The sequence below is a fragment of the Citrobacter rodentium NBRC 105723 = DSM 16636 genome (assembly GCF_021278985.1).
Taxonomy (GTDB): domain Bacteria; phylum Pseudomonadota; class Gammaproteobacteria; order Enterobacterales; family Enterobacteriaceae; genus Citrobacter_A; species Citrobacter_A rodentium.
Genome location: NZ_CP082833.1, coordinates 3,643,883 through 3,657,914 on the forward strand (window position 1 = coordinate 3,643,883; position 14,032 = coordinate 3,657,914).

The 14,032-nt window shown below is 57.2% G+C and carries 10 protein-coding genes and 2 pseudogenes; 6 read left to right on the plus strand and 6 right to left on the minus strand.

What is annotated here, in order from left to right:
- Nucleotides 1-63: 63 nt before the first annotated feature.
- Nucleotides 64-1,596: a SpoVR family protein gene (locus K7R23_RS17305; protein WP_012906067.1), complete on the minus strand. Its 1,533-nt coding sequence runs from the start codon at nt 1,594-1,596 to the stop codon at nt 64-66.
- Nucleotides 1,597-1,918: 322 nt separating this feature from the next.
- Between K7R23_RS17305 and K7R23_RS17310 the strand changes: the two genes are divergently transcribed.
- From K7R23_RS17310 to K7R23_RS25990, 3 genes and pseudogenes are all read left to right on the plus strand, one after another.
- Nucleotides 1,919-3,217 carry a D-amino acid dehydrogenase gene (locus tag K7R23_RS17310; protein ID WP_012906066.1) on the plus strand — a complete coding sequence of 433 codons (1,299 nt, stop codon included), beginning with the start codon at nt 1,919-1,921 and terminating at the stop codon, nt 3,215-3,217.
- Nucleotides 3,218-3,229: 12 nt separating this feature from the next.
- Nucleotides 3,230-4,300: a catabolic alanine racemase DadX gene (gene dadX, locus K7R23_RS17315; RefSeq protein ID WP_012906065.1), complete on the plus strand. Its 1,071-nt coding sequence runs from the start codon at nt 3,230-3,232 to the stop codon at nt 4,298-4,300.
- A 10-nt stretch (nt 4,301-4,310) separates the two neighbouring features.
- Nucleotides 4,311-4,418: pseudogene (locus tag K7R23_RS25990) on the plus strand (hypothetical protein); the annotation flags it as partial.
- Here K7R23_RS25990 and K7R23_RS17320 read toward each other — a convergent pair.
- Both K7R23_RS17320 and ldcA read right to left on the minus strand, forming a co-directional pair.
- Nucleotides 4,374-6,089, minus strand: a pseudogene (locus K7R23_RS17320) (potassium/proton antiporter); the annotation flags it as partial. The pseudogenes K7R23_RS25990 and K7R23_RS17320 sit on opposite strands and share 45 nt — an antisense overlap.
- Nucleotides 6,090-6,185: 96 nt before the next feature.
- Entirely contained in the window at nt 6,186-7,100 is a 915-nt protein-coding gene (gene ldcA, locus K7R23_RS17325) for a muramoyltetrapeptide carboxypeptidase (protein ID WP_012906063.1), read from the minus strand.
- A gap of 147 nt (nt 7,101-7,247) precedes the next feature.
- On the opposite strand from ldcA, the gene emtA reads away from it, so the two are divergent.
- A complete protein-coding gene (emtA, locus tag K7R23_RS17330) occupies nt 7,248-7,859 on the plus strand; it encodes a membrane-bound lytic murein transglycosylase EmtA (RefSeq protein ID WP_012906062.1) in 612 nt (203 codons plus the stop codon).
- Here the strand turns inward: emtA and ycgR are convergent, their stop codons facing one another.
- A complete protein-coding gene (gene ycgR, locus K7R23_RS17335; protein WP_012906061.1) occupies nt 7,860-8,594 on the minus strand; it encodes a flagellar brake protein YcgR in 735 nt (244 codons plus the stop codon).
- A gap of 202 nt (nt 8,595-8,796) precedes the next feature.
- On the opposite strand from ycgR, the gene K7R23_RS17340 reads away from it, so the two are divergent.
- Together K7R23_RS17340 and K7R23_RS17345 are read left to right on the plus strand one after the other, a co-directional pair.
- A complete protein-coding gene (locus K7R23_RS17340) occupies nt 8,797-9,051 on the plus strand; it encodes a GlsB/YeaQ/YmgE family stress response membrane protein (protein WP_012906060.1) in 255 nt (84 codons plus the stop codon).
- Nucleotides 9,052-9,170: 119 nt separating this feature from the next.
- Nucleotides 9,171-11,285, plus strand: coding sequence for a TonB-dependent siderophore receptor (locus tag K7R23_RS17345; protein WP_012906059.1), 2,115 nt, complete (start codon nt 9,171-9,173; stop codon nt 11,283-11,285).
- 48 nt (nt 11,286-11,333) lie between these two features.
- On the opposite strand, the gene K7R23_RS17350 is transcribed toward K7R23_RS17345, so the two are convergent.
- Both K7R23_RS17350 and K7R23_RS17355 read right to left on the minus strand, forming a co-directional pair.
- Nucleotides 11,334-13,040 carry an alpha,alpha-trehalase gene (locus K7R23_RS17350; protein WP_012906058.1) on the minus strand — a complete coding sequence of 569 codons (1,707 nt, stop codon included), beginning with the start codon at nt 13,038-13,040 and terminating at the stop codon, nt 11,334-11,336.
- Nucleotides 13,041-13,361: 321 nt separating this feature from the next.
- On the minus strand, nt 13,362-13,994 hold the full coding sequence (locus K7R23_RS17355) for a winged helix-turn-helix transcriptional regulator (protein WP_012906057.1): 633 nt from the start codon (nt 13,992-13,994) through the stop codon (nt 13,362-13,364).
- Between the last annotated feature and the right edge of the window lie 38 nt (nt 13,995-14,032).

Here is a 14,032-nt window from a genome sequence, read left to right on the forward strand (position 1 = left end):
CCCTTCTGCAGGCCGGATAGGGCGCCTGCGCCGCCATCCGGCAAAAAGAACAACTGACGGTTTTTACAAGCTGTTTCCGCGCGGCGGGCAGCGCTCCAGCAGCTCCACGCTGCCATCCTCATTCTGCTGTTCCAGCATGACATCAAATCCCCACAGCCGGTGCACGTGCTTCAGCACCTCTTTGCGGCCTTTATCCAGCGGGGCGCGGTTATGCGGAATATAGCGCAGGGTAAGCGAGCGGTCGCCGCGTAAATCCACATTCCACACCTGAATATTCGGCTCCAGATTGCTCAGGTTGTATTGCGAGGAGAGACGGTTGCGAATTTCGCGATAGCCGTCTTCGTTATGAATTGCCGAAATTTCCAGATAGTTATGCCGGTCATCATCGAGCACCGTGAAGAAGCGGAAATCGCGCATGACCTTCGGCGACAGGAACTGGCTGATGAAACTTTCGTCCTTGAAGTCACGCATGGCGAAATGCAGCGTCTCCAGCCAGTCGGAACCGGCGATATCAGGAAACCAATAGCGATCCTCTTCCGTTGGCGACTGACAAATGCGCTTAATGTCCTGGAACATGGCAAAGCCCAGCGCATAGGGGTTAATGCCGCTGTACCACGGGCTGTTATAGGGCGGCTGGAACACCACGTTGGTGTGGCTGTGTAAAAATTCCAGCATAAAGCGCTCGGTGACTTTTCCTTCGTCGTACAGGTGATTCAAAATGGTGTAGTGCCAGAAGGTGGCCCAGCCTTCGTTCATCACCTGAGTCTGCTTTTGTGGGTAAAAATACTGGCTCACTTTACGCACGATGCGCAGGATCTCCCGCTGCCATGGCTCCAGCAGCGGCGCATTTTTCTCCATGAAATAGAGCAGATTCTCCTGAGGTTCGGAGGGGTAGCGCCGCGCTTCGGCCACCGTCTTCTCTTCTTCTTTTTTCGGCAGCGTGCGCCACAGCATATTCACCTGGCTTTGCAGATACTCTTCGCGGCTTTTCTGCCGCGCTTTCTCCTCCTGTAAGGAGATTTTTTGCGGACGCTTATAGCGGTCAACGCCGTAGTTCATCAGCGCGTGGCAGGAGTCCAGCAGCTTCTCCACCTCAACCACGCCGTAGCGCTCCTCGCACTGCGTGATGTAGTTGCGCGCAAAAATCAGGTAGTCGACGATGGAGCTGGCGTCCGTCCAGCTACGGAACAGATAGTTGTTTTTGAAGAACGAGTTGTGCCCGTAGCAGGCATGCGCCATCACCAGCGCCTGCATGGTAATGGTGTTCTCCTCCATCAGATAGGCGATGCAGGGGTTGGAGTTAATGACGATCTCATAGGCCAGCCCCTGCTGTCCGTGCTTATACAGGCGCTCAGTCTCAATAAACTTTTTGCCAAATGACCAGTGCGTATAGTTGATTGGCATCCCGACGCTGGAGTAGGCGTCCATCATCTGTTCTGAGGTGATAACCTCAATCTGGTGCGGGTAAGTCTCCAGCCGGTAGAGTTTCGCCACGCGGTCTATTTCCGCCAGATAGACATCCAGCAGGTCAAAGGTCCAGTCGGGTCCATCGCTTAACCGTGTGGCGTCCTTGTTCATGGAATCGATCGTAGCCATTCGCGCACCCTCATTGTTGGCGGCGCTCTCTGGGTGGAACGCCTCTTTTCAAGCATAGAACACCCTGTTAAAAACCGTGGTCGCGAAGACATTTTTTGTTGGCGATTTTGCCTGCTAATCAGGCCATAAAAACCCGTACCGGCGATATTTTATGCTGGATAAACAGGCGCCATAGCAGGAGATTCCAGAGCAGCCATCTCGCGGCCCAATCGGCTATCTGTGAGCGAGGTCACCATAAAAAAGCCTTATGTTGAATAATATTTTCAACTGAGTTATCAAGATGTAATTAGATGATTGTTCTTTTACTGTTAACGGAGTGGCTATGCGCGTTGTCATACTGGGAAGTGGCGTCGTTGGAGTGACCAGCGCCTGGTATTTAAGTCAGGCTGGACATGAGGTTACCGTTATCGATCGTGAGCCCGGTCCGGCGCTGGAAACCAGCGCGGCGAATGCAGGGCAGATCTCGCCGGGCTATGCCGCGCCCTGGGCGGCGCCGGGCGTGCCCCTGAAGGCGATCAAGTGGATGTTCGAGCGTCATGCGCCGCTGGCGGTGCGTCTTGACGGCACGCCATTCCAATTAAAATGGATGTGGCAAATGCTGCGCAACTGCGACACCAGCCATTATATGGAGAACAAAGGGCGAATGGTACGCCTGGCGGAATACAGCCGCGACTGCCTGAAAGCGCTGCGCGCCTCAACCGGCATTCAGTACGAAGGGCGGCAGGGTGGAACGTTGCAGCTGTTCAGAACCGAACAGCAGTATGAGAACGCGACCCGCGATATTGCGGTGCTTGAAGACGCCGGGGTGCCGTATCAGCTGCTGGAGTCAGGCCGCCTGGCGGAAGTGGAACCGGCGCTGGCGGAAGTGGCGCATAAGCTGACCGGCGGCCTGCGTCTGCCGAATGACGAAACCGGCGACTGCCAGCTTTTTACCCAGCGGCTGGCGCAAATGGCCGAACGGGCTGGCGTCACGTTTCGTTTCAACACCTCGGTGGATAAGCTGCTCTGCGAAGGCGAGCGTATCTACGGCGTGAAGTGCGGCGATGAAATTGTTAAAGCCGACGCCTACGTGATGGCTTTCGGCTCTTATTCCACGGCGATGCTGAAAGGGATTGTCGACATTCCGGTCTATCCGCTGAAAGGCTACTCCCTGACCATTCCGATCGCCGAAGAGGACGGCGCGCCGGTGTCGACAATTCTTGATGAGACATACAAAATCGCCATTACCCGCTTTGATCAGCGTATTCGCGTCGGCGGTATGGCGGAGATCGTCGGGTTTAATACCGAACTGCTCCAGCCGCGTCGTGAAACGCTGGAGATGGTGGTGCGCGACCTCTACCCGCGCGGCGGGCGCATTGAGCAGTCCACTTTCTGGACCGGGTTACGGCCAATGACGCCGGACGGCACGCCGATAGTAGGACGCACGCGTTATAAAAATCTGCTGCTGAACACCGGTCACGGGACGCTGGGATGGACGATGGCCTGTGGTTCAGGCCAGCTGTTGAGCGATATTCTGTCCGGACGCACGCCGGCTATTCCGTATGAAGATCTGAGCGTGGCGCGCTATACCAGCGGTTTTACGCCTGCGCGCCCCGGTCAACTGCACGGCGCACATAACTAAGAAGGACGCGAGATGACCCGCCCTATACAGGCCAGCCTTGATCTGCAGGCGTTGAAACAAAATCTGAATATTGTTCGCCAGGCCGCGCCGGATGCCCGCGTCTGGTCGGTGGTGAAGGCCAACGCCTACGGCCACGGTATTGACCGGATCTGGAACGCCCTCGGCGGCACCGACGGCTTTGCGTTGCTGAACCTGGAAGAAGCGATCACCCTGCGTGAACGCGGCTGGAAGGGGCCGATTTTGATGCTGGAAGGTTTTTTCCACGCGGAAGATCTGGCGGTGTACGATACCTGGCGTCTGACGACCTGCGTACACAGCAACTGGCAGCTTAAAGCGATCCAGAATGCGAAGCTGAACGCGCCGCTGGATATCTATGTAAAAGTGAACAGCGGCATGAACCGTCTTGGCTTTTTGCCGGAGCGGTTGCAGACCGTCTGGCAGCAGCTGCGGGCGATGCCCAACGTTGGGGAAATGACCCTGATGTCGCACTTTGCGACGGCGGAGCATCCTGGCGGCATCGGTAAGGCAATGGCGCGCATTGGGCTGGCGACGGAAGGGCTGGAATGTCGCCGTTCGCTGGCCAATTCGGCGGCCACCCTGTGGCATCCTGAAGCGCATGGCGACTGGGTGCGGCCAGGCATCATCCTCTACGGCGCTTCTCCTTCCGGCCAGTGGCGCGATATTGCCAATACTGGGCTGAAGCCGGTAATGACTCTGAACAGCGAGATCATCGGCGTGCAGACGCTGCAAGCGGGCGATCGCGTCGGCTACGGCGAACGCTTTACTGCGCAGGGTGAACAGCGAATCGGCATCGTCGCGGCAGGCTATGCCGATGGCTATCCGCGCCATGCGCCGACGGGGACGCCGGTGCTGGTCGATGGCGTGCGGACGATGACGGTCGGGACGGTGTCGATGGATATGCTGGCGGTGGACCTGACGCCGTGTCCGCAGGCGGGTATCGGTACGCCGGTTGAGCTGTGGGGCAAAGAGATCAAAATCGACGACGTGGCCGCCGCCGCGGGTACGGTTGGCTATGAGCTGATGTGCGCGCTGGCGCTGCGCGTGCCGGTAGTGACGGCGTAACTTTTCCTTTATTGCCGGATGGCGCGATGCGCCTTATCCGGCAATTCGGGCGTTATTCCTCGTCATCTTCTCCCGCCACGCGTACCCCGACTTTACGCACCGCGTTATCTTCTTTTTCGGCCACCGTCCAGATCATGCCGGCAAACTCCACCTGGTCGCCGACCACCGGCGCGGCGCCTAACAGCTGCTGGACGATTTCACCGAGCGTCTGCTGCTTGTCGCGATAGTCGGCGCCCTCTTCAAGACCGTAGATTAACGCCACATCGGCAAATTTCGCGCTGGCTTCGAGGATAAAGTCGCCAAAGAAGCGCTGGTCCAGCGCCACCGGCGGCGACTGGCTGAACAGCTTACCGAGCGCCGGAAGATCGCGCTCGCGGCCAATCACGCACAGCACGTCGCCTTCGCGCAGACGGGTGCTGCCGGTAGGGTGGCACAGTACGTTATCGCGGAACAGCGCGGCAATACGCGTCTCCTCCGGCATATGCAGATCGCGAAGTTGAGCGCCCACGCACCATTTATCGGCGCTGAGCTGATAGACGAACTGCTCCCACGGGTTATCCGGGTGAATATCCAGACCCACGCGCGACACCGGCCAGCCGACCGGCGGAACCACTACCTTCGCCTTTTTCGCCGCCCACGAGAGTGAAGTGCCCTGAAACAGCAGTGAAATCAGCACCACGAAGAAGGCGACGTTAAAGAACAGGCGTGCGTTTTCCAGCCCGGCCATCATCGGAAAGACGGCCAGAATGATCGGGACGGCGCCGCGCAGCCCGACCCAGCTGATAAATACCCGCTCGCGCAGGTTAAAGCCGCGGAAGGGCAGCAGCCCGGCAAAAACGGAAACCGGCCGGGCGAAAAAAATCATCCACGCCGACAGAATCAGCGCCGGAACGACAATCGGCAGCAGGTCGGATGGTGTCACCAGCAGCCCCAGCACCAGGAACATGGCGATTTGCGCCAGCCAGGCCAGGCCGTCGAAGTTTTGCAGGATCGCGTAACGGTTGCGAATCGGGCGGTTGCCGAGCAGAAAGCCGCACAGATACACCGCCAGGATGCCGCTGCCGTCGAGCGCGGTGGTGAGGGCGAAAATCAGGATCCCGCCGCTCAGGGCCAGCAGCGGATAAAGCCCGCCGGGCAGAGAGATGCGGTTAATCATCTGCTGAAGCAGATAGCCGCCGCCTAAGCCCAGCACGATGCCCAGCCCAAATTGCTGCACGATATGAACCGCGAACATCCAGTCGAGGCCGGTCTGATGTTTCTGGATCATCTCAATCAGCGTAATGGTCAGGAACACCGCCATCGGATCGTTACTGCCGGATTCGATTTCCAGCGTTGAGCCCACGCGTTCGTTCAGTCCTTTACCGCCGAGCAGCGAAAAGACCGCCGCGGCGTCCGTGGAGCCGACAATCGCCCCAATCAGTAAGCCTTCCATCAGATCGAGATTAAACAGCCAGGCCGCCATCATGCCGGTTAAGCCGGAGGTGATCAGCACGCCGACGGTGGCCAGCGACAGCGCCGGACCGAGGGCGACGCGAAAAGAGCTTGCCTGCGTACGCATCCCGCCATCGAGCAGGATAATCGCCAGCGCAAGGTTGCTGACCATCCAGGCGAAAGGATAGTTATCGAACGGAATGCCGCCGACGCCATCAACGCCCGCAAGCATACCAATCGCGAGGAAGATCACCAGGATGGGAATACCGAGACGTGATGAAAATGAACTGAGTAAGATGCTGCTGGTAACGAGGACGGACCCCAGGATAAAAAGGCTAATTATTGCAGTGGCGTCCAACGGTCGTATTCCCCTCAGTTATGCTTTTGTTATTAAATAAGCCTAACATAATAACGACCGTTGCCGCGGATTACTTAGGCTCTGCCGGTGCTTTTTTCAGGATTTCAGCACCGGATGACCGCTAAGCGTGAGCTGCGCGCCGTGTGGACCGTTTTGCAGTACCGCCCGCGCGCCGAGCGGCAGCGTTACGGTGCGCTGTTCATGACCAAAATCGAGCCCGGTTATCAGCGGCACCGTCAGCCGTTCGCGTAAAAAAGCGTACACCGCGTCAAGATCGTAACCAGCGTCATAATCGTTCGGCGCGCTGCCGCTGAAGCTGCCGAGGACAATAGCGTTCTGGCGGTTTAAAATCCCCGCATCCAGCAGCTGTAACAGCATCCGCTCAACGCGGAAAGGGTGCTCGTTAATGTCTTCCAGCACCAGAATGCCGTCAGTGATGTCCGGCAGCCACGGCGTGCCGATAAGGGAGATGAGCATCGCCAGGTTGCCGCCCCACAGCGTCCCTTCGGTATGACAGGCCGGGCCTTCGCCCTGCCACTCAAGGGTATACTGAGCGTTGCGTAATGCCCGCCAGAAGTTATCTTCCGTAAAGCGGTTGAGCTCCGGCGCGCCAAAATTTCCGGCCAGCATCGGGCCGCTGAAGGTAATGACTCCGCCGAGCGCCAGCAGACCGCACTGGATAGCCGTAAAGTCGCTGTGGCCGCAGATCAGCAGCGGATCGTACTGCTGGCGGGCAATGAGCCCCGGCCAGTCAATCTGCGCCAGCAGCCTGCTTGCGCCGTAGCCGCCGCGCACCGGCATGACGATCGTAGCGGCTGAGGTGAGATCGACAAGGCCATTAATATCGGCGAGACGTTCCGCTTGCGTACCGGCAAAGCGCTGACAGCGCCTGCCGACAACTGCCGTATTGTCTACCTGATGGCCCGCCTCTGTCAGGCGCTGGATACCCAGCAGCGCCGCGCGCTGATTGATGCAGTAGCCCGACGGGGCGATTAAGTGAAACCGGGACATGGCAATTCCTTGCTACAACAGAAACCAAATGTATATCATGCCGCTTATAGTAGAACGTTTTGCCGGAAAGCGCTTTGCTTATCCGGACGACACCGTGTTATTGAAGCCGAAAAAACGCGCGACGCGACGGCGATAAGGACAGATGACGTGAAATTGAGATGGTTTGCTTTTTTGATTGTGCTGCTTGCGGGCTGTAGTTCAAAACCGGATTATAAAAATCCGCCGTGGAATCCGGAAGTCCCGGTAAAACGGGCAATGCAGTGGATGCCGATCAGTGAAAAAGCTGGCGCAGCCTGGGGCGTCAGCCCAAAGCTGATTACCGCGATTATCGCCATTGAATCCGGCGGCAATCCCAGTGTGGTAAGCAAATCTAACGCCGTCGGGCTGATGCAGCTCAAGGCGTCCACCTCCGGGCGCGATGTTTACCGCCGTATGGGCTGGAGCGGCGAGCCGACCACCAGCGAACTGAAAAACCCGGAGCGTAACATCTCAATGGGCGCCGCCTATCTGAGTATTCTGGAAAACGGGCCGCTTGCCGGGATCGAAGATCCGGATGTGATGCAGTATGCGCTGGTTGTCTCTTATGCCAACGGCGCGGGCGCGTTGTTGCGCACCTTCTCCGCGGATCGGAAAAAAGCGATCGATAAAATTAATGACCTGGATGCGGACGAATTTTTCGAGCACGTAGTGGATAATCATCCGTCGCCTCAGGCGCCGCGCTATATCTGGAAGCTACAGCGCGCGCTGGATGCAATGTGATTAATCGCGCACTCTGCTGGCTTTTTCCCGCGCTTCGCGCTCCAGGGAAAAGATAATCCGCTGTAATTCCCGCTCCACCGCCGGGCTGACGTTCAGAAAACGAAAGCTCAGGCGGGGAGTGGAGACCGTTTCATTTTTCCCGCCTATCACTTTGCGTTCCGTGATCGCAATGAGCTGCGCGTCAACGTGGAACTGCCCCCATTTCCCCATCTCCAGCGCAATCTGCGAAAAACGCATCCCTTCCGTCAGCCCTTCAGGTGTTGCGCCTTCCATTAACGCGCCCATGCCGCCCAGCGAGAGATCGTACAGGCGAAAACGCAGCGTACTGTTATCCGGTAGTGTCGCCACGCAACAATAGGGGGGATGCAACGGCGCGGAGATGCGAAAATACTCCCGTCGCTGAACGAACCACAGCGCAGACGGCAGCGGCGTAATAAACGCAGGCAACTGCTGATAGTCGTCGCGCTGCAACTGCTCAACGGTAAACTCCACTTTTGCGCCCTGGGTTTCAGCGGTAATGGTTATCTGCCGCGCCTGCTGTACGGCGCGGTTATCCTGCTGCTGGCTGCCGAAATCCATCACCAGTCTTTCAGCGGAGACGGCGAGGATTTTGCTGATAAATTGTCCGCCGGACCAGGCAAGGCGTAACGGCACCTGCTCGCGGTGTAAATCACGAAGCACGCCGAGGACGGCAAGCGGATGTTGTTTCAGGAACTGCTGATGATAATGGCTCACGCGGAATAACTCCCGGATGTCTGACGGACTATCGGCTGGTTATCGGCATCCGGCGGCGGAACTTAAGGTAAACAGTGATTTTTTCACCGCGTTTGCGAATTAAGGCGGGCGCAGGCAGCACAGATCAACGACTTGCCTATACTTAGCTTACAGGCGCAAGAAGGCGTTGCGTGTGGATTTTCACTGATACGAGGGCCTGAACATGGGAATCATTGCCTGGATCATTTTCGGTCTGATTGCCGGTATTATCGCCAAACTGCTGATGCCGGGTCGTGACGGCGGGGGGTTTATACTGACCTGTATTCTCGGCATCGTTGGCGCAGTGGTGGGGGGATGGCTGGCGACCATGTTTGGTATTGGCGGCAGCATCAGCGGTTTTAACCTGCACAGTTTTCTGGTCGCGGTGGTCGGCGCGATTGTGGTGCTGGGGGTTTTCCGCCTGCTGCGGCGCGATTAACAAAGCGGCTCCTGCGGGGGCCGTTTCTTTATCTTTCACTGGCCGTTCGTGCCATCTTGCTTTGTTAATAAAAATGAGAATAATTAGCGTTCCTATTGCATAATATAATTATTCTCATCATGATAACACCTTCACGCTTGCAGGTTTGCGCACTCTCCGGCTGTATCTCTCTGGCGCTGGCGGCTCCGTCGTATGCGGCCGAGGCTGACGAATCGACCATTGTGGTTTCGGCGACCGGGCAGGAGAGCCTGCTGCCAGCCTGGACCAACAGCGCGACGAAATCCGCCGTGCCCGAAAGCAAAACGCCGCAGGTGATAAATACCATTGGTAACAAGGAAATCGCCCTGCGTCATGCTGGTTCATTAAACGAGATCCTGCGCTATGCGCCAGGCGTGGCAACGGAAATGCGCGGCAATACCTCGTATATGAGCGAGTATAAAATTCGCGGCTTCTCTGTCGATCAGGAGTATTACAACGGCTTACAGTTGCCCTATAACGTCACTGGCAACACTAAAGCGCGCATCGACCCGCTACTGGTGGAGAGCGTGGATATTCTTAAAGGCCCCGCGTCGGTGCTGTATGGCAACGGTTCGCCGGGCGGTCTGGTGAATATTCAGGGCAAAAAGCCGCAGGCGGAGCAAAGAACGGAGATCGGTTTTAATACCGGTACGCGCAATCTGCAGGAGGGCTATCTGGACTCAACGGGAAAAATCAGCGACAGCGACTGGAATTATCGGCTGCTGGGGAAGGCGACGGCAGGGGACGATCAGCCGCACACCACCCGCTACGAGGATTATCTGCTGGCACCGTCCGTCAGCTGGCAGCCGGACGGCAAAACTCGCCTGACGCTGGATGCGCTGGCGCAAAACACGCCGTCCCTGACGCCGTCAAATCCGCTGCCCATCGCCTGGCTGCGTTCCGGCTACGCTGGCCGCCGTGATTACGCCGGTGATAAGTGGAGCGGATTCAGCCAGCGTCAGTGGATGGTGGGCTACCATTTCGAACATGCGTTTGACAGCGGCTGGGCATTCAGCCAGCAGGCGCGTTATTTCGATGTGGACAGCCATCAGCGCAGCGTTTATTCCACCGGCAACGGCGCTAATCCGAACTGGATGCTGGACCGCTTTGCCTACACCACCGATGAAGATCTGAAGAGCGTCAACGTCGACAACCAGCTCAGTAAAACGCTGCGGTTCGGCGAGTGGCAGCATCATCTGCTGGCCGGCTTCGACTGGCAGAAGCTCGACAGCCACTTTTATTATCGTTACGCCAGCGTCACGCCGGGCATCAATATGCGCGACCCCGATTATCATCAGATTCATACGGATGATCTGGGGCTGTATACCGCGCAAAAGAACCGTCTTTCTTATCAGCAGAATGGCTACTATTTGCAGGATCAAATGGCCTTCGGCGGATTCAATCTGCTTGCCAGCATCCGCTATGATGATTACTGCTCAACCACCACCGATGCGATGCGTGACGGTGAAAAAACATGGATTTCGCAGGACCGGGTCACTAAACGCCTCGGCGCGCTGTACGCCTTTGAAAACGGACTGTCGCCGTTTATCAGCTACGCCGAAGGCTTTAAGCCTATATCGCCCCAGGGCTCCCTCACTGCGAAGGACGTGAAGCCCACCACCAGCAAGCAGGTGGAGGGCGGGGTGAAATACCTGCTTGCCGACTACGCCACCACCTTCACCGCCTCGCTGTTTAACATCCGACAGAAAAATGTGCTCTCGGCGACGCCGACCTGGGATTACCGTCAGACCGGGGAGATCGAGTCGAAAGGCGCGGAACTCTCGGTTATCAGCCGTCCTGCCGACAACGTGACGCTTATCGCTAACTACGCCTGGACCCACGCGATTAATACCGAAGATGAAACTTATGAAGGCAAACGCCCGACCCAGGTGCCGGAGAATGCCTTTAATCTGTGGGGGGATTATACCTTCGACAGCACCGCGCTGCGCGGCCTGACGCTGGGGGCCGGGGCGCGCTATAGCGGGCCGATGGAGATCTCGCCGGATAATAAGGGCGGCAGGCTGGGCGGAACGACGCAATACGATCTGGCGATGACCTGGCGTGCCGGCGAATTACTACCAGCGCTCAACGGCGTGACGTTAAAGGCCAGCGCGCAAAACATTACCAATAAAGAGACGTTCAGCTGTTATGACAGCACCAACTGCTGGATTGGCCGCGACCGCACCGTTCAGGTTGGCGCCAGCTACAGCTTCTGACCTGGATGGAGATACCGGCCTGGATAGCCTGGCCGGTTGTCGCAGAGATTACGGCGTTGCTTGTTTTGACGCCGGTTGTGCGGTGGTCTGACTGGCAGTCGGACGCGTGGCCGGAACGCTGTCACACGGCTTCTCCTGCGGGCAGATCAGATCGAGCATTTTCAACGTCACGCCGTTGCTCCAGCCGAAACCGTCCTGCAGCGGATACTCACCGCCGCCGCCCCCGGTGCCGGTGCTACTGACGTCATATTTTTCCACCAGCTTTTGTTCGCGATCGTAGGTATGCTGGACGTTGGTCAGGAAGCGCCAGGTGACCTCCATCGCCACCTTATCCTGCCCGTAGTTCTGTAATCCTTCGGTGGCGACCCACTGTAGCGGCGCCCAGCCGTTCGGCGCATCCCACTGCTGACCGCTTTTCACCGAGGTGGTGGCAAGACCGCCTGGCTGGAGCAGATGCGACTCGGTGGCGGCGGCCATTTTAGCGGCGCGATCTTTTGCCGCGGCGTTCACGTACAGCGGGAACAGGGCGGCTGCGGTCAGCTGATTGCGCACCTGTTTGCTCTTAAGATCGTAGTCGGCGTACCAGCCTTCTTTATCATTCCACAGATAACGCTCAATGGCCTGCTGACGCTCGTTGGCTAACCTGTCATAGCGGGTCGCGTTTGCGTCATCACCGGCGACTTTGCTGGCGCGGGCGAGAATTTTCTCCATCTTATAGAGCAACGCATTCAGATCCACCGGCACGATGCTGGTGGTGCGAATCGTCCCGAGCTGCTGCGGATCATCCATCCAGCGCGAGCTGAAATCCCAACCGGAGGCCGCAGCGGATCGCAAGTCGCGATATATCTCAGCCGCCGGACGGTCCGGATTGCTTTTCGCCGTCGCGATATCCTCAACCCATGATTCCGGACGCGGCGTGTCGCGCTCATCCCAGTAGCGGTTAAGTACGCTGCCGTCGTCCAGCTTCACGACCCGTTTGTTCTGCTGGCCTGTCTGCAACGTTTCAGCGCCCTCCATCCAGTAGGCATACTCTTTTTGCAGCTGCGGCAGATATTTTTTCAGCGTCTCGTCGCCTTCATGTTGCGCCAGCAGTTCCACCATCAGAGAGAAGAAGGGCGGCTGGGAGCGGCTCAGATAGTAGGTGCGGTTACCGTTGGGGATATGACCAAAGGAGTCGATTTCCCAGCCGAAGTTGGCCACCATATCGGCGATTTTGTCCCACTGGTTGCTTTCGGCCAGCCCCAGCATAGTGAAGTAGCTATCCCAGTAATAGACCTCACGGAAGCGTCCGCCGGGCACCACGTAGGGTTCCGGCAGCGGCAGCAGCGAATCCCACTTGCCCGCGCTGTCGGCAGAGCGGGTTAAAACCGGCCATAGCCCATCAATATGTTCACGCAGCGACTGCCCTTTTGGCGGTACATACTTCTCTCCCTCTTTTGGCAGGGTGAAGTTGACGTTCACAAAGTGGCGTAAATCAAAACTGGACTGATTCTTTTGCATCCGGTAGTCGGCGAGGATGGTTCGCGGATCGCTGTTCGGCACGGCATCGGCAAAGGTTTTCTGGTCGGGAAACAGTCTGGCGTTCTGCACGTCGTTAAACAGCGGGCCGAGCAAAATATCGGGCGGCTGCGGCGGGTTGGTCAGGGGCGCTTCAGCGTTGGCTGACTGCGAGGCGAAGGTAAGCAGGGTGCCGGTCAGCGCCAGCTTAACGGCCCAGGACAGAGAGCCGGAATGGCGAACAGCAGGGGTAGGCATTGAATAATCTCCTTAGTGCGTACCGCATAAAACGGCATCTGACATCAGAAAATCGTAGTTCACGATTACGCTCGTCGCGTCGCTGAGATCGTATTTTGCGAAGTTACAGACATTTTCGCGGCCTGCCGGATAACGCTATTTCGCAGAATTTAATAAGAATAATCGCCTCACCGGGAGATTCCGGCGGCGCGCAGAAGATAAGCAATCAATTAAAAAATAAATACTCTGTGCCGTCGCGACTTCTGTATTTATGACCTGTCCGTCGCGATGACGCTTCCTTACTGCTTATGAGACGTTCGTTTTGCTCCCGGGGAAGGAACATTAAAAGCGCGAAGGCAAATGATGAATGGCGATAAGCTTGCCCTGGTGCAGTTTGATATAACCGCCTTTCTTCAGCGCGGAGAGCATTTTCATTATACTGCTGCGCGACAGGTGCGTTCTGTCAAGAATGTACTGATAGGCGGCAATATTATGTCGAATCGAATCTGACTCCTGATTTAACGCCTGGAGCTGGAAGCAGAGGATGTCATAAGCGGATGGCGCAGTAGCCATCTCATTCTGAATGAACAGTTTATTCATCACAATGATCATATGCTTTGCCATGATCTCCCAGAGCTGCTTTTCTGCGATACGGGCCATTACCGTCGCCAGCGGCACCGTCGCGACTTCGCACTCCCCCAGGGCCCGCAGTAATAATCTCTCCGACAACGCGCTGGTGAAGCCTAACGCAACCGGCGCCGAGGCGATGCCTAACGCCAGATGATTTTCTCTGTTTTCAATGTTCACCACGCCGCTGCGGATAAACTGGCAGCACGGCTCTCCGGCGCAGATAAAGATGAACCGACTGCCTTTGGGATAACGGCGGAACTCCTGCTCCAGCGTTAACTGATTAAGCAAGCCGGGCGCATAGGGCGAAGGCTGTTTGAGAAGATTTAACTGCGATAGCTGCGGCATGGGAGGGCTGTCCGGTCGTTATCTGAACGCGCTAATGT